The organism is Mesorhizobium sp. L103C131B0 (assembly GCF_000502275.1).
Lineage (GTDB): Bacteria > Pseudomonadota > Alphaproteobacteria > Rhizobiales > Rhizobiaceae > Mesorhizobium.
This window is the reverse complement of sequence record NZ_AYXC01000017.1, coordinates 1-23,105: the sequence shown is the minus strand read 5'-3', so window position 1 is coordinate 23,105 and position 23,105 is coordinate 1. Positions and strand designations below refer to the sequence as shown.

16 protein-coding genes and 9 pseudogenes are annotated in these 23,105 nt (G+C 58.9%); 19 read left to right on the top strand and 6 right to left on the bottom strand.

Annotation, left to right across the window (positions count from 1 at the left end; translation table 11 throughout):
* Nucleotides 1-36 precede the first annotated feature (36 nt).
* Entirely contained in the window at nt 37-942 is a 906-nt protein-coding gene (locus tag X730_RS0134380) for a universal stress protein (protein WP_031197211.1), read from the top strand.
* Between the two features lie 341 nt (nt 943-1,283).
* Here the strand turns inward: X730_RS0134380 and X730_RS141605 are convergent, their stop codons facing one another.
* The gene (locus X730_RS141605; protein ID WP_023774416.1) at nt 1,284-1,751 is read right to left on the bottom strand and encodes a hypothetical protein; all 468 of its coding nucleotides are present in this window, start codon (nt 1,749-1,751) and stop codon (nt 1,284-1,286) included.
* A gap of 92 nt (nt 1,752-1,843) precedes the next feature.
* Here X730_RS141605 and X730_RS1000000166600 point away from each other — a divergent pair.
* The 8 genes and pseudogenes from X730_RS1000000166600 to X730_RS1000000166590 all read left to right on the top strand — a co-directional run bounded on the left by X730_RS1000000166600 (nt 1,844) and on the right by X730_RS1000000166590 (nt 8,899).
* Nucleotides 1,844-2,597, top strand: a pseudogene (locus tag X730_RS1000000166600) (IS5 family transposase).
* Nucleotides 2,598-3,466: 869 nt separating this feature from the next.
* On the top strand, nt 3,467-4,750 hold the full coding sequence (locus tag X730_RS141615; protein WP_023827148.1) for a TlpA disulfide reductase family protein: 1,284 nt from the start codon (nt 3,467-3,469) through the stop codon (nt 4,748-4,750).
* Nucleotides 4,751-5,216: 466 nt separating this feature from the next.
* Nucleotides 5,217-5,456, top strand: a pseudogene (locus X730_RS1000000168260) (DUF269 domain-containing protein); the annotation flags it as partial.
* Between the two features lie 111 nt (nt 5,457-5,567).
* Nucleotides 5,568-5,771, top strand: a complete 204-nt coding sequence (locus tag X730_RS1000000168255; RefSeq protein WP_031197208.1) for a CCE_0567 family metalloprotein — start codon at nt 5,568-5,570, stop codon at nt 5,769-5,771.
* Nucleotides 5,768-6,085 carry a ferredoxin III, nif-specific gene (gene fdxB, locus X730_RS141620; protein WP_023827145.1) on the top strand — a complete coding sequence of 106 codons (318 nt, stop codon included), beginning with the start codon at nt 5,768-5,770 and terminating at the stop codon, nt 6,083-6,085. The genes X730_RS1000000168255 and fdxB overlap by 4 nt, the downstream gene beginning before the upstream one ends.
* A gap of 41 nt (nt 6,086-6,126) precedes the next feature.
* Nucleotides 6,127-6,438 (top strand): exopolysaccharide production repressor protein, encoded by a 312-nt coding sequence (locus X730_RS141625; RefSeq protein WP_023827144.1) that lies wholly within the window; start codon nt 6,127-6,129, stop codon nt 6,436-6,438.
* Between the two features lie 335 nt (nt 6,439-6,773).
* Nucleotides 6,774-7,724: pseudogene (locus tag X730_RS06395) on the top strand (1-aminocyclopropane-1-carboxylate deaminase).
* A 329-nt stretch (nt 7,725-8,053) separates the two neighbouring features.
* Complete coding sequence (locus X730_RS1000000166590; protein ID WP_081731632.1) at nt 8,054-8,899, top strand: radical SAM/SPASM domain-containing protein; 846 nt, start codon at nt 8,054-8,056, stop codon at nt 8,897-8,899.
* A 693-nt stretch (nt 8,900-9,592) separates the two neighbouring features.
* Here the strand turns inward: X730_RS1000000166590 and X730_RS01000000164735 are convergent.
* Nucleotides 9,593-10,732 (bottom strand): annotated as a pseudogene (locus X730_RS01000000164735) (IS110 family transposase).
* Nucleotides 10,733-11,361: 629 nt separating this feature from the next.
* Here X730_RS01000000164735 and ectB point away from each other — a divergent pair.
* From ectB to X730_RS1000000167685, 8 genes and pseudogenes are all read left to right on the top strand, one after another.
* Entirely contained in the window at nt 11,362-12,618 is a 1,257-nt protein-coding gene (gene ectB / locus X730_RS141640) for a diaminobutyrate--2-oxoglutarate transaminase (protein WP_031197205.1), read from the top strand.
* A complete protein-coding gene (locus X730_RS141645) occupies nt 12,611-13,450 on the top strand; it encodes a hypothetical protein (RefSeq protein ID WP_023827136.1) in 840 nt (279 codons plus the stop codon). The genes ectB and X730_RS141645 overlap by 8 nt, the downstream gene beginning before the upstream one ends.
* A gap of 189 nt (nt 13,451-13,639) precedes the next feature.
* Nucleotides 13,640-14,134, top strand: a complete 495-nt coding sequence (locus tag X730_RS141650) for a GNAT family protein (RefSeq protein WP_023827135.1) — start codon at nt 13,640-13,642, stop codon at nt 14,132-14,134.
* A gap of 355 nt (nt 14,135-14,489) precedes the next feature.
* The gene (locus X730_RS141655) at nt 14,490-15,332 is read left to right on the top strand and encodes a transporter substrate-binding domain-containing protein (RefSeq protein ID WP_023827134.1); all 843 of its coding nucleotides are present in this window, start codon (nt 14,490-14,492) and stop codon (nt 15,330-15,332) included.
* Nucleotides 15,333-15,715: 383 nt separating this feature from the next.
* The gene (gene ehuC, locus X730_RS141660; protein WP_023827132.1) at nt 15,716-16,399 is read left to right on the top strand and encodes an ectoine/hydroxyectoine ABC transporter permease subunit EhuC; all 684 of its coding nucleotides are present in this window, start codon (nt 15,716-15,718) and stop codon (nt 16,397-16,399) included.
* A gap of 2 nt (nt 16,400-16,401) precedes the next feature.
* Entirely contained in the window at nt 16,402-17,070 is a 669-nt protein-coding gene (gene ehuD, locus X730_RS141665) for an ectoine/hydroxyectoine ABC transporter permease subunit EhuD (protein WP_023827131.1), read from the top strand.
* Complete coding sequence (ehuA, locus tag X730_RS141670; protein ID WP_023827130.1) at nt 17,070-17,894, top strand: ectoine/hydroxyectoine ABC transporter ATP-binding protein EhuA; 825 nt, start codon at nt 17,070-17,072, stop codon at nt 17,892-17,894. Before ehuD ends, ehuA begins: the two co-directional genes overlap by 1 nt.
* A 226-nt stretch (nt 17,895-18,120) precedes the next feature.
* Nucleotides 18,121-18,252: pseudogene (locus X730_RS1000000167685) on the top strand (transposase); the annotation flags it as partial.
* Between the two features lie 688 nt (nt 18,253-18,940).
* Here X730_RS1000000167685 and X730_RS1000000165440 read toward each other — a convergent pair.
* A pseudogene (locus tag X730_RS1000000165440) lies at nt 18,941-20,286 on the bottom strand (IS110 family transposase).
* A 213-nt stretch (nt 20,287-20,499) separates the two neighbouring features.
* Here X730_RS1000000165440 and X730_RS141675 point away from each other — a divergent pair.
* Nucleotides 20,500-20,964, top strand: coding sequence for an IS630 transposase-related protein (locus tag X730_RS141675; protein WP_023827125.1), 465 nt, complete (start codon nt 20,500-20,502; stop codon nt 20,962-20,964).
* Complete coding sequence (locus tag X730_RS1000000168250) at nt 20,850-21,458, top strand: IS630 family transposase (RefSeq protein WP_348633132.1); 609 nt, start codon at nt 20,850-20,852, stop codon at nt 21,456-21,458. Before X730_RS141675 ends, X730_RS1000000168250 begins: the two co-directional genes overlap by 115 nt.
* A gap of 274 nt (nt 21,459-21,732) precedes the next feature.
* On the opposite strand, the pseudogene X730_RS1000000168245 reads toward X730_RS1000000168250, so the two are convergent.
* The 3 pseudogenes from X730_RS1000000168245 to X730_RS1000000167675 form a co-directional block, all read right to left on the bottom strand.
* Nucleotides 21,733-22,296, bottom strand: a pseudogene (locus tag X730_RS1000000168245) (IS110 family transposase); the annotation flags it as partial.
* Between the two features lie 3 nt (nt 22,297-22,299).
* Nucleotides 22,300-22,779, bottom strand: a pseudogene (locus X730_RS1000000168240) (transposase); the annotation flags it as partial.
* 28 nt (nt 22,780-22,807) lie between these two features.
* A pseudogene (locus X730_RS1000000167675) lies at nt 22,808-23,105 on the bottom strand (transposase); the annotation flags it as partial.

The window sequence follows — 23,105 nt, the reverse complement described above, 5'->3', positions numbered from 1 at the left end:
GCGCAGGGCCCGACATCTCAGGGGGAAGCAGTCAAAATGGCCTTCAAGAAAATACTCAGTGTGTCGGGAGCTGACCATTCCGATCAGGACATCGCAATAGCTGCTCGCTTATGCGCCGAGGTCGGCGCGTATCTTTCCGTACTAATTATGTCGCCTCCGCCGCTCCTGATGTCGCCTCCGCTTATTGGGTCCCCTCCGCCGTTGGGCGGTGGCATCCCCGAGTGGCCTAGACATCGCGCACACCACATTGCCGCACCGGAAAAACGGTACAGGCAAATCGAGAGATTTTCACAGGCCACGGCCAGTCTGAAAAAAAGATCCAGGGAAATTCACAAACTGCTGAGAGCCACGTGGCGGTGCTATGATGTCGATATTGCCGACTGCGATCAGGCCAGCGTCGGTGACGCGGTGCGACAGCGGGCGCTTTGCAATGACCTGACAATCGTCGGGCCCGCACTTCTCAACGACATTAACCTGGGACCCCTAGTTATCAACGGCAGCCTGTTCGACACCGGAAAGCCGGTGCTTGTCGTGCCGGAAGGCGCTGAGGCGACTCTGTCGCCGCGGCGCGTGCTGGTCGGCTGGGATTCGCGAGTCGAGGCGTCCCGTTCGGTTCGCGAAGCGCTGCATCTGCTAGCCGGTGCTGAGGAAGTTCGCGTCGCACTAGTCGATCCGGAGGCGACCTGCATCGGAAACGGCGCCGAGCCGGGAGCCGACATCGCTACCTATCTCACTCGGCACGGTGCTCGGGTGTCGGTCGACCGGCTGGCGAGCCGCGGCAACCCGGTGGCCACGGTGCTAGCGCAGCACGCAATCGACACGTCTGCCGACCTGATCGTCATGGGCGCTTATGGCAGCCGCCGGCTGCGCGAGCGGCTCTTCGGTGGCGTGACAAGATGGATAGTTGGCAAGCCGCCATTGCCGCTGTTTTTGGCTCGCTGACGGGTTCTGAAGTAGCACCGATGCTGTTCCAAGCTCGACTCCCCTGGTCACCTACCTGATGCGAAGTCGGAGAAAGGTCGCCGCAAAGAGCAAATTTCGCGAAGCTCATGAGCAACTTGCAAGCGCCGTCGCGAAGAACATTCCCCGGAAGCCTCTAACGCGCTCGGTGTCTGCTCGCCGAGACAACCCGTAACGCGCAGACAAACGGCCGGGCAGAAGCCCAGGCGTCCTCAATGCGCTCAAAACACCAATACTCGAGCCGGCGTCAGGTCGAGAAGGAGAGTCGTTTCAGCGCGGCAGGCCGCGTTCGGACCATAGCCTCTCCGTATTAGGTCGTGAACTCATAAATGCGGAATGGCCGAGATGGGTGGAGTGCCGCCATCGTCGGGCTCAGTCCATCGAACGGCCGTTTTCCCCATAGACAGGATGTCGCCACGGAAGTCCGCCTTCACCCTGATCGATTTCGCGTCGTCAACCTTCAGGGCGGCCTCGACGACTGTGGCTAGCTGTTCGTAGCGCTTCCTGTCCTTTGCGAGAGTCGGGTGATGGTCTTCTGGCTGCAGAGTGCCATCGTCCTGCGCCGATCGCCACCGCAACCAGAGATGCCATTGCTCTTTGACGGCAGACATTTGTTCGTCACTGATCGGGCTTAATAGGAGCGTATCCGCCCAGTCATCCTGATCTATATCCCATTCGCGCATATAGGCATGCGGGAACCCTTTATAGTCGGCGGTCCCCTTCAAGGGTCGACCATAGAAGTCATGAACAGTGTGAACGGCGTCCCACTCGTCGGCTTCAACAGAACTCATCTACCGGCCTTATAGCTATGCCTTCCTCGGCAATGGATCATTCTTTCAACTTGACGCTTTCATATCACGCCAGGTTCTGATTCAGAATCATCATGAGCCGATATGACCTTAGCGACTTCGAATGGCGCGTGATCAAGCCGCTTCTCCCCAACAAACCGCGTGGTGTGCCGCGTGTAGACGACCGACGTGTAATGAATGGCATCTTCTGGGTTCTGCGCTCCGGTGCGCCGTGGCGCGATCTGCCCGAGCGCTACGGCCCACGAACCCGCTTCGTGCGATGGCGGAAGGCGGGCGTGTGGGACCGGCTGATGGGCGCCATCACCTCCGCGCACGACGGTGACATCCAGATGATCGACAGCACCTCCGTTCGCGCCCACCAGCAGGCCGCGACGGCAAAAAAGGGGGGCCAGATCACTGTCTCGGTCGATCGCGCGGCGGGCTCACGACGAAAATCCACGTCGTTGTCGATGCGCAAGGGCTTCCCATCCGGCTCGGCCTGACCGCCGGACAGGCGCATGACAGTCAGATCGCAGATCAACTGCTCAACCACCTCAGCCCCCGCACCATCGTGCTGGGCGACAAGGCCTACGATGCGGATCGCATCCGCTCCTTGATCGAGGAGCAGGGTGCAACGCCCAACATCCCACCTAAAAGCAATCGGCGCTGGAAACCGTGATTCAGCAAACGGCTCTACCGCGAGCGTAATCTGATCGAGCGCTTCTTCTCCAAGCTGAAACACTTCCGCCGCATCGCCACCCGCTACGACAAGCTCGCCGCCAACTTCCTCGCTATGGTCCAGCTCGCCAAACGCGCCTGTGGCTGCGTGCTTATGAGTCTACGGCCTAGCGTTATCACGATTTTCCTCACCACTGGCCGGGAACTTATCACGGAAACGACCCTGCAGCGGCCAACGCACCGACCTTCGAGTCCGACGGTCGGGCTCTTGCCGGCCCTCGGCGCGAACGGTGGCATCAATCACGTAGCATCGCCTGGGATGGTAGCCGTCAGCGGGGCGAGGGCGGCCGCATCTTCGGCGTTTTCAGTCTGCCTTGGCCCATCGCGTGGCGACCTAGCGGCCTTGAGGCCGGCCAATTCCGACAACGCTCACATTCGCACCAGGCGGTCCCTGGGGGACCTGTGCACAGGGATACAGAACAACAAAAGCAGGAATCCGGGAGAGTTCACCGGCCCGGCACATGCCGGCAGATCCCGGCTCTCTTCGGCACGATCACCTCCTCGATCTGGCGTTATCGCGACACGCAGCCGGACATGACCGGCTTCGTCGTGAAACTCTGGCGTTGCGAGCCAGGAATTCAAGCGCAAAGCGGAAGAGGTAGGGCAGAGGCGATGCTCGGAGGGAGCGGCCCCTGCAATCGCAATGGCGTTCCGCTGAGCGACCGGAACGGCAAGAAGCTCAAGGAAGGCTTGAGGCGGACGATGATGACGTGGTTGGCGCTAGCCAACGCAGTTATGATGTCCATCTGTTCGTCCCTATGTCGAGACGTCCGTGGCCACGCTTCTGTGCCGACGCGAAGCGGGTGATGCGTGTCCAAGACCTGACAATGGCAGGAAAAATGTCGCGATTAATACAACCGGCTATTTGAGCGCCCCGGAAGCTTTTGAGTATAATCAGCATTTACTGCACGCCGAGCGCGTTGGCACGACCTTTGCGAATTAAATTTCAGCAACACTGAGTGAAGGCTGAATGCACGCAGATGCGCAAGACGAGCGATGCTCTCCCTTCGTTGAACCCTCGTGCCGCGGTCTCAAAGGGGAACAAGCTTGCCCATAAGGTCACGCAGCCTTGGGCAACAGCTTTGGAGGGCAAGATGATGTTGCGGATGGGGTCACCGGCTCCTTCGATCAAAGTGGAGGACTGGCTGCGTGGCGAGCCCCTTGCGGACTTCCAGCCCGGCAAAGTCTATACCATCGAATTTTGGGCAACTTGGTGCGAACTATGTGCGGCGGAGATGCTCGAGCTGATGCAGCTACAGGAGAAATACAAGGACAGCGGACTTGAGGTCGTCGGGATCGCGGCTGATGAAGACGCTCCAACGGCCGTCGAGGCCCGGACCAAGTTGGACGCCTGGTTGGCCGAAAAGTGCCCGGATCTGAATCATCGGATTGCGTTCGACTTCACAGGCGAAATGAAGAAACTTTGGAGGGAACCCAGCTTTTGCGTCGGGGTTCCGACCTCGTTCGTAGTCGACCGAGACGGCTGCATCGCCTTTATCGGTCATCCGAGCCAACTCGGTGAGGTTTTGCAGAAAGTGCTCAACGGCAGCTGGCGTACCAGCAAGAAGGCGAAAGCCGCCGATCATGAGCGGATCGCCACAAGCGAACCCCTGGCGCGCGAACAAGCGTTGAAGAAGCCGATCGATGACAGGTTCTGGGCGGCGGTGAAGTTGGAAGATTGGAAGACGGCGCTCTGGGCGATCGAAGAGGGCATTGCCTTGATGCCGGACGACCTCAATTTCCGCCTGGCTCATGCACATCTGTTGCTTCACAAAATTCAAGACATGTGGACCGGTCTGCCCGTAATGCGCGAATTGGTTCGCGACGCGATCGACAAAAATTCCGAGGATTGGATGGTTTCCGCGCTAGACCAACTTTTCCATCCGGCCAATGACCATTCGCGCCTTCCCCCTGCTGAGCGCTTCGCGATTGGCAAGGAGCTGTCCGAACACATCCTGGCGCTGAATCCCCCGCAAGGCGACAGCCCTAAGTACCGGTCTTATCCGGCTGTCGCCCGGTACTATCACGAGAACGGCAACAATGATCGGGCGATCGAGTTGGTCGAACTGGCACTGACTTCGCTGGACGGTCCGGAGCCTATCCCGGCCGAATTGAAAGAGCAGCATCTGCCGGATTTGCTGCAGGCCCTCGCCGAGTACAGGGGTGCGAAGGCTTGTTGCGGCGCTCTCTTTGCCGCTGCGCAAAACAGTTTCCCGAAGGTGCCAAAGCGCGGTCGGCCGAGGAAGAAAGATAAAAAAGGGTAATTGGTGGAAATGGCTTACTGGCCAATTCGTCCATTTCCTTGGCGTGACCGCAGCAAGGAGGGTCCATGCAGCACTTGGTCGAACCTTTGCAGCAGGATCGAGGCTCGAATCTTCATGGCCTCGGGCCGCATGGCGGCGGAAGCGATGTTCGACGCGAATTCGATGGAAGACTTCGCAGTCGTGGACGTGTTCAAGGTTGGACCGAGGGACATCAATTGCGTGGAATCAGCGGCGCCGAGCCGGGCGTCGTCTGCGCAAGTGTGCCCGGAGTAGGCGTCCCAGAAAACAGACGTCGTGCTTCGAGGAAGAGGACTGAAATGAGGAGAAGGCGAAATGTCTGATGCCGCGGTCAGCCTGGCTGTCAACGAGGACGAGGCGGCCCTTGCCTTGCCTTTTGCGAGATGCCTCGTGCGGCTGACCGTGCTCAGGATGCCTCCGGGTCACGGGAAGGCAATCCGACGCCGAACTGCTGGGCGACTTCATCATCACCAAAAAACAGCGCCGTGCGAGCCCCATCATCGGCGATCCCGACCCGGACGTGCTGTGGAGGCTCGATATGTTCTACACGGGGGCTTTGGATCGAGGAACGCTCCGGCCTGATGACATCGCCAACGATGGAGATGAAACCCATGGGGCTTCGGACTTGCTTTTCACGGCCGGGCGCTTGGTCGCTCTGTCGAGACATCCACCGGTTCGGCTTCGAGACGTCAGGAAGCTCGCGGAGGCCGGTACGAACTTGGTCGACGATGCGACTGCAGCATTGAAGCCTATCCCGACGTGGCACGGGCGTGAAGAAACCGATTTCGAGGAACGATTTATGTCAAACCTAGATGAGATGGGGACGAAAGTTCGAAAGCTTCAGCTGCGCGCGGCAGTTGCCAAGATGAGATTGCGCGGCCTTGCAGAGGAACTCCCGAGAAAATGGAGGGAGATAGAGGAAGTTGCCGAGGAAACGTCGGCCGTTTTTGCCGAGTTGGATGGTGCCAAGAGAGAGCTCTCTGCAATGAAGAAGTTACGATGACGAGCACATTCACCACCCGCGACGGCTCCGGATGGGTGCCGGAATATCTCACCGCTATAGACGGCGCGACCTGCATCGGCTGCGGCCGCTGTTTCAAAGTCTGTTCGCGCGAGGTCATGCATCTTTACGGCGTCGATGACGCGGGTGAAATCCTCGGCGCCTGCGACGGCGAAGACGACGATTTCGATGGCGAGCTCAATCGAATGATCATGGTCGTCGATCATGCCGGCCGCTGCATTGGCTGCGGAGCCTGCGCCCGCGTCTGCCCGAAGAACTGCCAGACCCATGTTACGGCCGACCAGGTCGCAGCATGATCTGAGGAGACAAAACCAGGAGAACGGCGTTGCCCTTTAGAATGTTTTGCCGCGTCTTGGGGCTGGTGCTGTGCAGCACCGCACTGACCGTCTACTTCGCATCTCATTCAATCGGCACAGTAGTCGTCACGACCCTGGCTTGTTCCCTGCTCCTTCAGCTGGCGTATTTCGCAAGCGTGCTCTTTCTGATCTGGCGGTCTGGCTGCGATAGCCGAGTTGGCCAAAGGGCTGGGCATTTCGGCAGTTGCAAGGAAGTTGGATCCGAGCCGCCAGACCTTGATGAGGTGACGAATGAATCCGCAGATTTGCTCCAGCGCGATCAAATGCTAGCCATATCGCTGCTGCTGCCTTGAGGTGCCATGATAAGGTCGGTTCTAAAGCTGGCACCACTTTGGACCAACCATAAATATTGAGCAGATATTCGCAGGACTGCTTTGCTTGAGAAGTCCATTGGCGACCGCAATCCGGTCATTCTAGTATTCCAGGAGATGCAGTTCTGAATGCCATACCATCGTAGCCTCTCGCAGCACGCCGGCGCGCGGTTGCAACTCTCAATGACGAACGAGGCGCTGGAAATAGTAATGGGACTCTTCTGGCGCCGAATAATGCATACGACCTCAAATCAAAGACGCCTTAGAATGACTCGTGAATGGCTAATTCAGCTCCACCGCGTGTTGCCGGAGAGAAAATGCTGGAAAAGTTCGAACGCTATCCGCTCACCTTTGGACCAACGCCCATCGAGAAGCTCGACCGCCTCGGCAAGCATCTCGGGGGAAAGATGGAAATCTACACCAAGTGCGAGGACTGCAACTCCGGTCTCGCATTTGGCGGAAACAAGCTCCGCAAGCTCGAATACATCATCCCCGATGCGCTCGCGTCAAATGCCGATACGCTTGTCTCCATCGGCGGCGTGCAGTCCAACCACACGCGGATGGTCGCCGCGGTCGCCGCCAAGATCGGCATGAAATGTCTCCTGGTTCAGGAGAGCTGGGTACCACATGAGGACGCCGTCTACGACCGGGTCGGCAACATTCTCTTGAGCCGGATCATGGGAGCAGAGGTGCGCCTTGGCGACGAGGGCTTCGATATCGGCATCCGCCGCAGTTGGGAACAGGCGCTCGATGAGGTCAAGTCAAGGGGCGGCAGGCCCTACGCGATACCGGCCGGGGCCTCAGTTCATAAATATGGCGGGCTTGGGTACGTCGGGTTCGCGGAGGAGGTGCGCCCAGGAGAAACAGCTTGGGTTTGCCTTCGACTACATTGTCGTTTGCACAGTCACGGGCTCGACGCATGCCGGCATGCTCGTTGGATTTGCCAAGGACCGTCGACAGCGCAATCTCATCGGTATCGATGCTTCTGCCACCCCCGCCCAAACCAAGGCGCAGGTGCTAAACATTGCCGGTATACTGCGAAGCTCGTCGACCTTGGCACGGAAATCGTCGAGGATGACGTGGTGTTGCTCGAGTGTGCGCGGCTCGAGGGTATAATTACTGACCCCGTCTACGAGGGCAAATCGATGCAAGGGATGGTCGACCTCGTCCGAAAAGGCTTCTTTCCGGAGGGGTCGAGGGTCCTCTACGCGCACCTCGGCGGCGGGCCGGCCATCAACGGTTACAGCTACACCTTCCGCAACGGCTGAGGCTCGACAGATTGCGATTTCGCCGTCCTGCCGTGCCGGCGATGCGCCCAAAGTTGGTTCGAGGGCCGCCCAGCAAACCGAGGGAGCCGTCGGTTGATTGCCGTTCATCTGGAAATTTTGGTCGATGGATATTTGCTGAGGAAATCCGAAAATCCGCTGAGAGTATTATCATGGAAATATTAGAAGTATAGTTGTTAGACCGGTGTCATAAAAGGCAAGTAAATATATTCTGGAAAGCGAAATAACGTTCCATCAGAATTAAATAAGCTAACTTGTTATTTGAAAGTTCAGGATTGGCCTAGAGGGCCAGAAAAGTGGAGGCATATCCGATGATCTTACAGGAACTGGGCTCTGCCATCCCGGGCGGCAGGGTTTTGGAAATAACGACGACCACCGGCTGCATCGTCGGATGTTCTTATTGTCCGCAGGATAAGTTCGCCCATCGGCAAAGAGCGGTCTCTCATGTGAAGCATCTTCGTCTTGAAGATTTCAAGCGATGTCTGGCGCGCGTACCAACTTCCGTCGACATTAGTTTCGCCGGGTACTCCGAGCCTTGGCTCAATCCGGATTGCACCGAAATGGTTGAGCACGCTTACGCCAGAGGCCATGGCATCCGGATTTTCACGACGCTTGTAGGAATGAAGGGGCGGGATCTACACCGCTTGCAAGCGCTGCGCTCAAGGGTATTCGTGGTCCATGTTCTCGATGATGGCGCATACATGAATAGCCGTCTCGTCGGAGACAAGTATCTCGCTTTGATTCGTCAAGTGGTCGACACAGACATTGCCTCGATTCGGTTTGTCGTTCTGGGCGAGGTCCATCCGGATATCGTCGAGTTAATCCCCGCCGAAGCGCTAGTTCGCGCGCGGCCGCTGAGCAGCAGGGGTGGAAGCGTCGATCCGAAGATCGTCGAACCACGGCAGCCAGTCGTCGGAGCGCTGACATGCGTTGACGGACGGCAGTATCGGAATGTTCTTCTCCCAAACGGTGACGTTACGCTCTGCTGCATGGATTTTGAGCGGCGCCACGTATTGGGCAATCTTCTGGGCGACGAATACGAAGATCTTTTTGAAGGGCCAGTTTTTAGCGAAATCGTCGATCGCATGAATGGGACGGATGGTTTTCTGCTTTGTAGGATGTGCGAATATGCTCATGCAAAGGCGTCCGCATGCTGATTGGGGGCCGGCGAACTGCCTGAAAGCGGGGCCGGAGCGAATGTCGATCCTCTTGAGACTGCATCAGGCGGGCCGCCTCCTTCTGCCTCGCGTGAACCCGGTCGATGGAGTCTAGTCCCTATTTTTACGCGGCTTCGACAGATCCTGTGGTTGCATCTCCCAGCACGAAGCTGTCTGGCTATTGGCCTAAGAGGGGGAGAACCGACTTAGTCTGGTCCCACCTATATCCTCCGCTGTCGGCTTTTCGAAACCCTAATCCTCATTCAGGCAGAGTTGGTCGAGACGCTTCAGAAGCGGTCCGAAAGCGGCCCCGACATTTGAAGAACGCCGATCATCGCCGCTACGCCGCTCGCTCGCTACAGCGCTGTTTATATGAGGAAGGTCAAGTAGGAACGGATATGTCAGGGCAACATTTTTCACCTTCTCGATGTGTTGCGAATCCATGGTCTGAGCCCGTGGCATGACGCGGCCCGTTTATTCGAGCCAGATCCAACTTATATACGGTCGCTGCTCGAAACAGCGGCACCAACATCCCGCTTGCGGCGGGCACAGGCTCAGGAGCACGGGACCATTCTGAGGGAGAGGCGTTTCAAGCCAAACAGCGCTTCGGTTCGTCCACCTGGATCCGCCAGGACTGATCAGGTCCTGGAAGAATTGCTAAAGTTCAGATGCTAGGGGTGAGCGGCGGGTGTGTCAGGTGCTCTTCATGACCGCCCCCTCGATGACGAGGCCGGCGTTGACTTTTCCACAGCGCCACGAGCAGCTTGCAGGCGAGCGCCACAATCCTCGCCTTCTTGAGGCGTCCGCCGTTCTGCTTCACCCGGTCCTTGAACCACAAGGTGAGCGCCGAGTGCGGTTGATGGCGCCGCCACAGCCAGGACATCTGGATCAGTGTCGTTCGCAGCCTGGGATTGCCCGGCTTTCGAAACCCCTGGTTGTGATTGACCAAGCCGCTCTGCCAGGGTGTCGGCGCGAGGCCGCGTCGTTTGTCGAAGTGCCGCGACAGCCCTTCTGTCCACAGTACGGCGGCAAATTCCCGATCCGATGCCCTTCAGGTCGAGCAGCATCGCCGGGCTGGCGAGGCACGCTGCTCGGCCGCGAGCATGGCGTCGCGTTCGGCCTCGACCGCCTCGATCTGTTCGATCAGCAGCTCGAGCCTGTCGAGTTCGCGGCCGATCTGCGTCTTCAGATGTGCAGGCAGCGGACGACCGTCGCCGGTCTTGAGTTCCTCCAGTCGCTTGTGCCGATTGCGGCGCAGCGGCTCGTAGCCGGATACGCCCTGGCTGAACAGCAGGCCCTTGATCCGGTTGACGTGGCGCACGCGCTCGTTCGTCAAGGCCTTGCGCTCACGCGCGATGCGACGGCGGTCCTCCTCCGCGGGCGTAGGCACCCGGACCATCGCACACACCCGTGGCTCGCCCCGCTTGTAGGCCAGCAACGCCCGGACCAGCGCCTCGCCGTCGATCTTGTCGGTCTTTGCCCGGCGCCGCCGGCGCGAGGTTGCAATCGACGCTGGATCGACGACATGGCTTTCGATCCCCTCGGCCTGCAGCACGCGGTGGATCCAGAAGCCGTCGAGGCCGGCTTCCTGGATCACGATGATCGGAAAGCATTTCCCCGTGCGCGCCTCTGCCTGTTGAGCGCGGCAAAGCGCGCCAGCAGTCCGGCGACATCGCCGGCCACCACCGAATGCTTCGACATCTTCTCGCCGCCACCCGGCGACAGCGAGGTGATCAACCATTTCGAGCGGCTCAGTTCCAATGAGACGAAGATTGCGCCAAGATCGGGACGGATAGCGGTCGGCGCTTCGGATTGGTGAGCTGCAACGGGCATGCTTGCCTCCAGGGTCAGGTGTTGATTCAGCGACCTCACTTTGCCACAGCGCAGGTCGCTATCCACCCTCCTCATAGGATCTTAGGGCGCGCTCGCGAGCGGCTTCGCTACCGCCGAGCTACGCTACGAGCCGGGGCACGATGTGGTTAGTGTTGCTGCCGAAGCGGCCTGCAACACCTTAGCATGCTGCTGCATGGCAGAAGCGCCTGTTACACATGAGCAAGTGCTAGCGATGAGCTTGATAGGATTGGCAGGGCGTTTCGCCGGGTACAAGAGGTGCGTCAACTACCAAATGCCGTAGTATCGACGCCTCCCCGAAAACTCTAGAACGGAGTTCGACCAACGCATGCGAGAGATATCGCCGTGCAGAGCAACGTGACTACGGTGGAGGTTCCGAAGTGCGTCAGTGCAGCAGTTGAGCTGCCGCGCGAGTCCGGTCTCCCTTTTGGCGCGGACCTTTTGAGGAGCGTGTCGGCATTACGAACATATTCCTGGGAGGTCACGACCGTCCAAAGTTCCGCCCGGACCGTTCCAATCTTCTAGTGAAAGTGACGAACAACCGCGACCAACCAAACGCATTTAATCAATCTCTCGCTGAACGCGACGCCCACATGCAGAGGGACCATGAAATGAACATCGACGTTTTTACGACCCATGAGTCTAACGTTTGTCGCTACGGGCGGTCGTTTCCCACAGTCTTTACGAAAGCCCTTGGGGCGACGATCTGGGACGAGGCCGGCAACCCATATATCGATTTCCTCGTGGGGTCCGGCGCCCTCAATTACGGACACAACAACCCGAATATTATTGCACCAGCAATCGAATATCTCGTTGGCGAGAACATTCTTCTGTCGCTCGACATGCATACGTCGGCGAAGCGGGACTTTATTGAGGTCTTTGTGGGTTCGATCCTGAAGCCCAGGGGCCTTTGTTACAAAATACAATTTCCTGGGCCGACCGGCACAAACGCAAACGAAGCGGCTCTAGCGCTGGCGCGAAAATATACCGGCCGCTCAAGCGTCATGGCCTTCACAAATGCGTTCCACGGCATGTCGCTCGGCTCCCTGGCGGTGTCGGGTTCGGCGTCAACCAGGGAACTGGGCGGCGTTGCTCGCCACGATGTGATCCGTGTCCCCTACGACGGCTATCCCACGCAAGCTTTTGATTCCGCTAGCTACATCGACTATGTTTTAGGCGACCCGGGGAGCGGCATAGAAAAGCCAGCCGCAATCATTCTGGAGACTATCCAGGCAGAAGGCGGCCTGAACACTGCATCTGCAGCATGGCTCACAGAAATTCAGCGCACTTGCCGCAAGCACGGTGTTGTTTTGATCGTCGACGACATTCAGGCCGGTGCGGGACGAACGGGCGAGTTCTTCTCATTCGAGTTCGCGGGTATTGATCCCGACATCGTATGCCTTTCAAAGTCCCTAAGCGGATCAGGTAGTCCGTTCTCCATCGTTCTGATTCGGCCCGACCTGGACATTTGGAATCCCGGAGAACATAGCGGGACCTTCAGAGGCAACAATCTCGCCTTCGTGACTGCAGGGGCGATGTGCAAACTGTGGTCCGACACGCAGTTTACTGCAGGCGTCGAGCGGACAGCCGTCAAGCTGCAAGGACACCTTGACCGCCTCGTTGCGAAATTTCCCACGTGCATCGAACAAAAGCGCGGCCGTGGTCTGATGGCCGCTCTCAAATGCCGTTCACAGGCCGTTGTCGGCCGTGTGCACGATGTCGCATTCGAAAATGGCCTGCTGATCGAATCTTCAGGACCAAATCGCGACGTCATCAAAGTCCTCCCACCGATAACCATCACCGATGACGAACTCGATCAGGGCATCGCCATCCTTGATCACGCACTAAAGGAGCAAGCCAATGACTAACCAGGGATCTAAAGCGCGAGCCATCTCGCCAGTTGCGATCAGAGAACGAACCGGCTCGATCAGCACTGCAGACATCATCTCAGTCCTGAAAGGTGAGATCACCGCTCTGCACATCAGGCAAGCTTTCAGCACCGAAATAGCCGAGGAAATCACCGCGAACTTCAGTGGCAGTCCCGGTCTCAAGGAGCGTAAGGATGGCGTCCCTGGACAATATGTCGGCGCATCGCACTACAGGAAGGATGCAGCCACATATTTCGCAGAGGCGGAAACTGCTCGACCGTACGTCGACGCCCTTTTTGAGAATCTGGTTGATCCGGTCCGAGCATTGTTCGACGCGTTGAAGCGCGAGCTTCGCAAACAGGGCATTGAATTGCGGCTGGCCCGTTCGGAGCATGGTCAGGCTAATGTTTGTCGCGCTCTCAGTTGGTCTGGCAGCGGCACATTCTCCTTGGACCCCCACGACGACGTCGCTCAAGTATTATGTGCTGGGAACGATTACGAGCTTTCTGCGGTGGCGCACAACATCGTCGCAGCACTCAACTTCTATCCCAGCATGCCCGAGGAAGGTGGCAAGCTGCGGCTCTGGAGCCACAAGCCGACAGTCACCGACCGAAAGTCTCAAGGTGTGGAGACTACGGGCTATCCCTATTCGGCAGCCTATCTCGAGGGCGTTCCTTGTCGCGACTTCCAGCTCAGGGCGGGGGATATCGGCCTGATCGATGGCGGTTTCGTTCACGGGGTCACCGGTCAATCAGGCAACGGAAAGCGTCGCCTAGTGCTGAACAGCTTTTTCGGGTATGCGCGACCAGATCTTGTTCTCTGGTGGACCTAATGTTCGATGTCGAAGCAACTGACCAGCTTCCGCCGCCAGTTAAGGGTCAACATCATAAGCGAGCTGAGCGATTCGACCTAGGGCCGATCCACAAACGAATAAGAGAGTCTCATGAGGTGAGAAGACCTTGGCAAAGCTCTCGAGCGGTCTTGTGCGCTGTTGCGAAACATCGATCGACAGGATTGTCCAATGAACGTGACCTTGAGGCGGGCCGCCGCCGACATCCCGTTCATCATGCGCACGGAGCGGCTGGAAGGATACGAAGCGCTAGTCGGCCGCTGGGAGGAAGCCCGGCATTTGGCGGCTCTCGCGGATTCGCGTTATGCCTACTTTGTGGCCGAGGATGACGGAATGCCGCTCGGCTTCGCCATCCTACGCGACTGGGCTTCGCCAGAGCACACGACGCTTATAGAGCGGGTTGCCGTCGCCGAGCCGGGCAGAGGATTTGGCACGGCAATGATGCGCGCCGTAGTAGATGCGACGTTCACGGAGACCGACGCCCACAGGCTCTGGATTTGCTGTTTCCCAGACAATCTCAGGGCGCGGCGCAGCTACGAGGCCGTCGGCTTTGTTGCCGAAGGCGTGGCGCGCAGCAGCGCCTTTTTCCGCGGTGAGCATCGCGACGAGCTTGTACTGTCGCTGCTGAGGCCGGAATGGGATGCGCGCGGGTGCGCAGGCCTCTGAAAAAGCTCGCGCCAGCTAGGGCCCGTCGGGGGATCGTTGATTGTGATGTGAGACAAAGCGCGCCTGCCAATCCACTTTCACTTCGATAGAGCTGGATGCTGGCTCGAGGGCTCGGTGTGGATCTTCGGTCGCGTGCGTTGGGTGCTGCGGATGAAGGGGGTAGACCAGGCGGCCGTTCGGCGTGGGTGATCGTTGAGGAAAGGCCGCGGCATCAGAATTGTAATCGGCAGACGAAGTGCGTTGGTCACTTAGCCTTGCAATATCGAGGCGATCCTGGGCCGAGGCTCCGGAGCTGCGGTGACCACAGATCGCTGCCTTGTCAAAAACTAAAAGCGTCACCATAGAGGGTAAAACAATGGGTAAGCTGAAACTCAACACTTTGATGGCAGTTCTCGGGCTCTTTTTGGGTTCGTGGACTGCCGATGCCGGTCCACTAACCGATCGTGTCAAGGCAGAGCAATCAATCAGGATAGGGTTCGCCAGTGTCGTGCCCTTTGCATTTACCGACGATCAGGGCCATCCAAAAGGGTTTGCAAACGAAATTGCCCTCGGTGTCCTGAAGAAGATGGGCTACACAAACGTGGAGACAAACGTCACCGACTGGGGAGGCCTAATCCCTGGCCTTCAGGCAAGCCGCTATGACATTATCACGGGGGGAATGTATATCTTGGGTGCTCGGTGCAAGAATGTCACTTTTTCCGAGCCTATTGCGAAGCTCCGCGATGGCTTCATAGTGACGGCCGGCAATCCGAAACACATCAATACGTACAAAGATATCGCCGATAAAGGAGCGGTGTTTGTGACATATGCTGGATCCAGCACGATTGCAGCCGCCAAAAAGGAAGGAATTGCCGAGGACAAAATTATGGTTGTTCCCGGACCTTCGGAGGTGATCGCGGCAATTAAGGCAGGACGTGGCGATGCTGGAAGCATGACGTATTTGGAAGCCAAACTCATGGCAGATCAATCGGATGGCGAAATCCAAGCCACCGATCCTGCCGCTCTGCCGAAGTGGACCTATAATTGGGTCGGTCTCGGTTTCCGCTCCGAAGATGCCGACTTTCTGGCCAAATTCAACGAGGGTCTGAAGCAGTACGTCGGCTCTGAGGAGATGATGAACTCTGTTAAACAATTTGGAATCGTAGCTGCCAGCCTTCCAGGTGCCACGACAACCAAGTGGATTTGCTCCAATCGTTAGTGACGGCATCGTGGTGGGCCCTTCCTGGCCCACCCTTGCTCCAGATCAGGGCGACTTTGTCAGAGTTGTACACCAACCGCTTCAGCTGCATTCCCAGAGGCATTAAGATCGCAGGAGCACGTCGGGAATAGTAGACTTCCGGAACGACGAGCGCCCGACATCAAGTGGACGCCTGCCCCTACACCAAGGCCGCAAGGCAGGCGGGTCGCGCCAGCGGGGCCGGCAGCCTGGCCGACCCGGTCGAGTTTATGGTTCTAGTGCGCCATGCCGGCATGGCGATGACTGAAGCGGGTTGGCACTTCGAGCCGCCCGGATAGTACAATTATAGAGGGCTTGTCCTCAGCAGCTCACTGCGGCTTCTGCAGCCGATGTCCGATTGTCCGTTGATCTTTCGCGAGCCGATGTCCTATTCCGAATTCCTTGTCACGCATGGGAATCTGCTGCTAAGCGGCACGCTGGTTACGGCCATGCTGGCCGCCCTGTCGATCGCGCTGGCGATCGTACTGGCTCTTACCGCGGGCCTGATGCGGCTCGCGCCGGCCGGTCCTATTCGCTGGATCGCCACGGTCTATATCGAGTTTTTCCGCGGCAATTCGCTGCTCGTGCAGCTTTACTGGATTTTCTTCGTCCTGCCACTGTTCGGGCTCTCGCTGGACAAGTTTATAGCGGGTTTTATCGGCGTCGGTATGAACCTTGGAGCGTACGGGGCGGAGCTAGTTCGCGGCGCGATCCTCTCAGTGCCCAGGGGACAGTGGGAGGCAGCCTCGGCGATCAACATGTCGCCGCTGACTCGCATGCGACGCATCATTCTTCCCCAAGCTCTCGTCATCATGCTGCCGCAATGGGGCAATTTGCTGATCGAGCTTCTTAAGGGAACCGCCCTGGTTTCATTGATCTCCGTCGCCGACTTATCGTTCCAAGCCAAGCAGATAAATGCGACGACTTTCCTGTCCGCGAAGGCTTTCGGAACGGCACTAATCATCTATTATGTCATGGCCCGTTTCATCATCACGCCCTTCATGCGCTGGCTTGAATGCTTTATGGAACGCAAGTCGGGAAGGGCTTAGCGATGTTCGGTTGGGACTGGGATTTCGCTTGGGAAATTCTCCCCCGCCTGCTGGCGGCGACCGGAAATACGCTTTTGGCCGCCGGTATCGGCTACATCATCGCGATCTTCCTGGGGCTCGTGTTCGCGCTTGCGCAACGCACGCCGTACAGGACATTGACAATGACCGCGCGCGAGTGGGTCGAGTTCATCCGCTCCACGCCGCTGGTGCTGCAGATATTCTTCGTGTTCTACGTCGGGCCGGAGTTCGGCGTTGTCCTTTCGCCGTGGGTGGCGGGCATGATAGCCATCGGGCTGCACTATGCAGCTTACCTTTCGGAGTTGTACCGCGGGGGTCTAGAAAACGTGCCTAAGGGACAGTGGGAGGCGGCGACCTCCCTCAATCTGTCTACGGCGCGTACTTATTTCCGCATCATCATTCCCCAGGCGCTGCCACCTTCCGTGGCGGGCATGGGGAATTACCTGGTAGGCATCCTTAAGGACACGCCCGTGCTGTCGGTCATCGGCGTGGCGGAATTGATTCAAACAGCAAACTCAATTGGCTCGGAAAACTATCGCTACCTTGAACCCTATACGATGGTCGGTATCATCTTCCTTTTGATTTCATTGCCGTCGGCCGCCGTTCTTCGCAGCTTCGATGGTTGGGTTCGCGGCAAAGTCGGGACGAACTGATGGACGAAACAGAAGACCTTTCCCAATACCCGCTAGAGCTTACCGGCGCGGGTGTGCCGATGGTGCGTTTCCAGAAGGTCGCAAAGCGTTACGGATCTTTGATTGTTCTCGAACACCTCGATCTCGATGTCGCAGAGGGCGAGATGGTCACGATCGTCGGGCCGTCAGGTTCGGGCAAGACCACGGTGCTGCGCACACTGATGACACTGGAAAACATCAACGAGGGCGTCATCTACGTCGACGGCAAGCCGCTCACCCACATGGAGAAGGACGGCAAGTTGGTGCCCGCCAGCCAGAAGTATCTAAGATCAATGCGCTCGAAGATCGGCATGTGCTTCCAGAATTTCAATCTGTTCCCGCACATGACGGCGCTGGAAAACTGCATGGAAGGGCCCGAACACGTGCTGGGCATTCCGCGCAAGCAGGCGCGTGAGCGCTCAGAGGAGCTGCTAGAGATGGTCGGAATGGGCGACAAGCGCAACCAGCATCCTTCGCGCCTGTCCGGTGGGCAGCAGCAGCGCGTGGCGATAGCTCGAGCGCTTGCGATGCGGCCCAAGGTCATGCTCTTCGACGAGGTGACGTCGGCGCTGGATCCTGAGGTCATCGTCGAAGTGACAAACGTCATTCGCCGGCTTGTGTCGGATTACAGCCTGACCATGCTGATGGTTACGCATCAAATGGGCTTCGCCCGCGACATCGCCGATCGTGTCTGCTTCTTCTTCGGCGGCAGGATCGAGGAGCAGGGCACGCCGGAGCAGCTGTTCGGCAATCCGCAGCGCAAGCGCACCCAGCAGTTCCTAAGCGCCGTGAAGGAGGCGGTATAGGTAACTTGAGCCTCGGCCGGAAAGGAAGGCTGCATCCCTTGCCATTGCCGTCGAAGACGGGGCTCAAGCCGAATACCCCATCTAAACATCTAAGACACGGCTGCGACCAGATCCCGCAGGAACTCGGCAATCGTGATCTTGTCCGCCGTCGCCGGCAGTTGCGCATAATCGAACTTGGACGTCCAATCGGTGGCAACGAGCAAGCGCCGGCAAGAGCTCCCCCCGCAGCGGCGTCAAGCTCATCATCTCCGACGCGCACGAAGGCCTCAAGGCGGCCGTTACCAAGGTGCTTAGTGCCACTTGGCAGAGGTGCCGCGTGGGCCTGTTGAAGAAGTCTTTCCCCACTGTTTCAATGTAAGCGGTGTTTCGGGACCACCTTTCGGGAGTGGTCGCGATCTGTGAGGTTGCCGATGCTGTATTGGGATCGGAGATCGGCTTGTGTCTGGACTTGACCTTACGTTTGACCCGGAGCGGCATCTTCGGCGTTTCGAGGTGATCAATGGTGCCGGCGGTCGGCGTCATTGGTCGGTGGATGACAAGGCGCGGATCATCGCGGAGACGCTGGGGCCGAACGCAATCATTTCCGAGGTCGCCCGTCGGTAAGGCCTTAGGCCGCAGCAGGTCTTCGCCTGGCGCCGCGCGCGCCACCAAGCCAAGAAGGTCGCGATGCTCATCCAGCCATCGCGACATCGCCTTCAACTCGTGACCGATCTCGAGCGTGGAGAAAAGATCGAATATTGCTTATATTACGAGCGTCAATGCGGAACTGTCGTCAGGGTGACATTTTTGCTTTCCGTCGGTTGTTCCGGCGTACTCGGTCTGAGTCCGATTGCAAGACGCGGCTGATTGCCAAGCCACATCCTACTTATATACGGTCGCTTTTCGAGACAGCGGCACCAACATCCCGCTTGCGGCGGAGTCAGGAGGGACGAGACCATTCTGGCTTACTGCATTCGGGGCCATGCATATTCCCGGTTCGTCCCACCTGGATCCGCCAGGACTGATCGGATCCTGGAAGATTTGCAGAATTCAGTTCGGCTAACGCGTCAGGCGGTCTTCATGACTGCACCCTCGATGACGACGCCGGCGCTGACGTATTTCCACAGCGCGACGAGCAGCTTGCGGGCGAGCGCCACAATCATCGCCTTCTTGAGACGGCCGCCGTTGTGTTTGTCCCGGTCCTGGAACCACAAGGTGAGCGCCGATCGCGGTTGATGGCGCAGCCAGAGCCAGGCCGTCTGGAGATTGCCGGCTTTCGATACCCCCTGGTCGTGATCGACCGAGCCGCTCTGCCACGGTGTCGGCGCGAGGCCCGCATGGGGGCAACCTGTCGTCGGTTGTCGAAGTGACGTGACAGCCCTCCGACCACAAGACGGCGGCAAACTTCGGCCCGATGCCCTTCAGGTCGAGCAGCATCGCCGGTGCCGGCGAGACAACCTCCGTGGCGCGAGCATGGCATCGCGCTCGGTCTCGACCGCCTTGATCTGCTCGAGCAGTAGTTCGAGCCTGTCGAGTTCCCGGCCGACCTGCGCCTGCAGATGGGCCGGCAAGGGTCGGCCGTCGCCGGTCTTGAGCGCCTCCAGTCTCTTCCGCCGGTACGGCGCAGCGGCTCGTAGCCGGACACGCCCTGTGCGAACAGCAGGCCTTTCACGCGATTGACGTGTCGCACGCGCGCGTTCGTCAAGGCCCTGCGTTCACACGAGATACGGCGACGGTCTTCTTCCTCGGGCGTCGGCACCCGGAGCATCGCACACACCCGTGGCTCGCCTCGCTTGTAGGCCAGTAACGCCCTGACCAGCGCCTCACCGTCGATCTTATCGGTCATGGCCCGGCGCCGCCGGCGCGAGGTTGCAATCGATGCCGGATCGACGATCCCTTCGGCTTGCAGCACGCGATGGATCCAGAAGCCGTCGAGCCCGGCCTCCTGGATCACGATGATCGGAAAGCACTGCCCGGTCCGAGCCTCTGCCTGTTTCCTGAGCTCGCAAAGCGCGCCAGCATGCCGGTACGTCGCCGGCCGCCACCATATGTTTCGACATCTTCTCCCCGCCACCTTGCGACAGCGAGGTGATCAGTCATTTCGAGCGGCTCAATTCCAATGAGATGAGCGCCAGCACCGGGTCGTGGCGAAGTGTATCGTGATCGTCGACGTCCTCGCAACCGCGCGATTGCCGCGATGCGCTGTCCGAGATTTGTGCAGCGTGCAATCCGGATCGCGGTGGTCGATGAAGCAAGCGGCCACCCGGTCGAAAAGGCCGAGAGCCCCGTCGGCGTGGCGAAGCAGCAAGACGCCGGCATCCGAGGGTGATCGCCCCACCGTCGAAACCGACGACAACTTTGGGGGGGCGAAGCCTTCAAATTCGAGCTGGTCAGAGATACAGTGTGTTTGCATCGGACCCCGTCCTTGGATCTGATAACCCTTTGCTTCAAAAGAATTCTCGGGCCGATGCACCCCCCCTCACTTTGAGATATTCAGCTAGAGCATAATCTGACCTGATGGAATCGCGAGGGATTCCCGTCGGGGAGAATATCTGATTCATCATGTCGGCTGGGTATGGAGGCCAGCAGGCATGGTTGAGCCATATCGGAGGATTTGCGTTCGCGAGTGATCGCAGCGGTTGAGAGTGGCCTGTCGCGGCGGGCTGCGGCGGNTAGAGCCATATCGGAGGATTTGCGTTCGCGAGTGATCGCAGCGGTTGAGAGTGGCCTGTCGCGGCGGGCTGCGGCGGATCGTTTCGGTGTTGCCGCGGCAAGCGCGGTCCGCTGGGTCCGCGAATGGCGAGAGAGCGGCGCGACGCGGGCAAAGCCCCAAGGCGGAGACAAGCGCTCCCAGCGGATCGAAGCCTACCGGGATACGATCCTAGCGGTGATCGAAGGTCAGGACGACATCACACTGGTCGAGTTGGCTGAATTTCTCAGGGCGGAGCATGCGGTCGTGTTCGCGCCGAGCACGATCTGGCGCTTTCTCGACCGTCACTCGATGACCTTCAAAAAAAACAGCGCACGCCAGCGAGCAGGATCGGCCCGACGTGCTCGCGCGGCGACGCGCCTGGTTCAAGGCCCAGCCTGATCTCGATCCCGAACGGTTGGTCTTTATCGACGAGACCGGCGCATCGACGAAGATGGCTCGCCTGCGTGGACGGGCAAAGNGATCCCGAACGGTTGGTCTTTATCGACGAGACCGGCGCATCGACGAAGATGGCTCGCCTGCGTGGACGGGCAAAGTGGGGCATGCGGTGCCGATCTCCGATCCCGCACGGGCACTGGAAAAAGACTACTTTTACAGGCGCATTGCGCCTGACGGGCATGACTGCGCCGATGGTCCTCGACGGACCGATGACGGGTGAATGGTTCGCCGCTTATGCCGAGCATGTATTGGCGCCTACGCTTCGAGTTGGTGACATCGTCATCCTCGACAACCTGCCCGCTCACAAAGTCGCCGCCGCCCGCCAAGCGATCGAAGCGGCCGGCGCGCGAATGCTCTTCCTACCGCCTTACAGCCCCGACTTTAACCCGTGTATGGATGGCTCCTGCGGGTCAAGGGTATCGGATCGGGTTTGGTGAACAGGTCGGTTGCGGCCATGTATACGGCGTCTGAATGTGCAACGGGATCGCTGCGCGCCCTGATGAATATCCGCTTGGAGAACAGGTCCCACTCAATCGAGCGCGCTCGAGGCGCTTCGGATTAATCGGGGTGTCCTGGTTCTTCGTCTCCGTTTGTTCGCCATCACCTCACTTTGCCCTGACCATTCCGAGAGCCTGTCAGGCTGACTGCGGCTCGTAACGCGATCCGTCCCTCAGGACGGCNTCACTTTGCCCTGACCATTCCGAGAGCCTGTCAGGCTGACTGCGGCTCGTAACGCGATCCGTCCCTCAGGACGGCGAATATTGTTCGTGCCATGCGATGCGCCAAAGCGACGGCGACGATCTTCGTCTTCTTTCGCATCAGCATGCCCGATAGCCAGTCCGAGCTCGGCTCGCGCTTGAGTCTGCATCTGAGCATGATCTGCGCCATGGCGCCCAGATACAGCAAGCGTCGGATATAACGATTGCCCATCTTCGAGATCCGGCCCACCCTCTGCTTGCCTCCGGTGGAGTGCGGCTTGGGAGTGAGGCCGAGCCAGGCGGCATAGTCCCTTGCGCTGCCGAAATTGTCGACATCCGGCGTCGTCGCCGCGATGATCGTCGCCGACAGCATCCCCACACCTGGGATTGTGGCTAGACGCTGGCTTGTCTCGCTTTGCGCGTAGGTCTCTTCGAGCTCATCGGTCAGCCGCTCGATCCGCTTGTCCGTCTCGGCCAACTGATCGAAGAGCAAACTCACAGGTATTCGAGCTACTTCCGGCAGTTGATCCAGTTGATCCTTCAGTCGATTGACGTTCTGCGCGCCCTTCGCCGCGATGNACAGCATCCCCACACCTGGGATTGTGGCTAGACGCTGGCTTGTCTCGCTTTGCGCGTAGGTCTCTTCGAGCTCGTCGGTCAGCCGCTCGATCCGCTTGTCCGTCTCGGCCAACTGATCGAAGAGCAAACTCACAGGCATTCGAGCTACTTCCGGCAGTTGATCCAGTTGATCCTTCAGTCGATTGACGTTCTGCGCGCCCTTCGCCGCGATGACGCCGAACTCCGTCATGTGGGCCCGGATCGCGTTGCCGATCTGCGTGCGCTGGCGAACCAGAAAGTCTCGCGTGCGGTGAAGAACCAGAACCGACGAGCAGGCTTCGCTCTTGATGGCGACAAACCGCATGGAGGGGCGTGTCACGGCTTCACAGATGGCGGCCGCATCCGCAGCATCCGTCTTCCCGCGCCTCACGTAAGGCTTCACATAGGAGGGCGGCATCAGCCGGACGTCGTGCCCCATCTCCAGAAGCCTGCGCCCCCAATCGCAAAAACCAACGCAAGCCACCATACCNGCGTGTCACGGCTTCACAGATGGCGGCCGCATCCGCAGCATCCGTCTTCCCGCGCTTCACGTAAGGCTTCACATAGGAGGGCGGCATCAGCCGGACGTCGTGCCCCATCTCCAGAAGCCTGCGCCCCCAATCGTGAGAACCTGCGCAAGCCTCCATGCCGATCAGGCATCGTGGACGCTTCTGGAAAAACACCAGCAACTGGCTGCGGCGAAGCTGACGGCGTACGAGAACCCGACCGTTCCCATCGACACCATGGATCTGGAAGACACTCTTTGCGAGGTCGATGCCAACTGTGGCA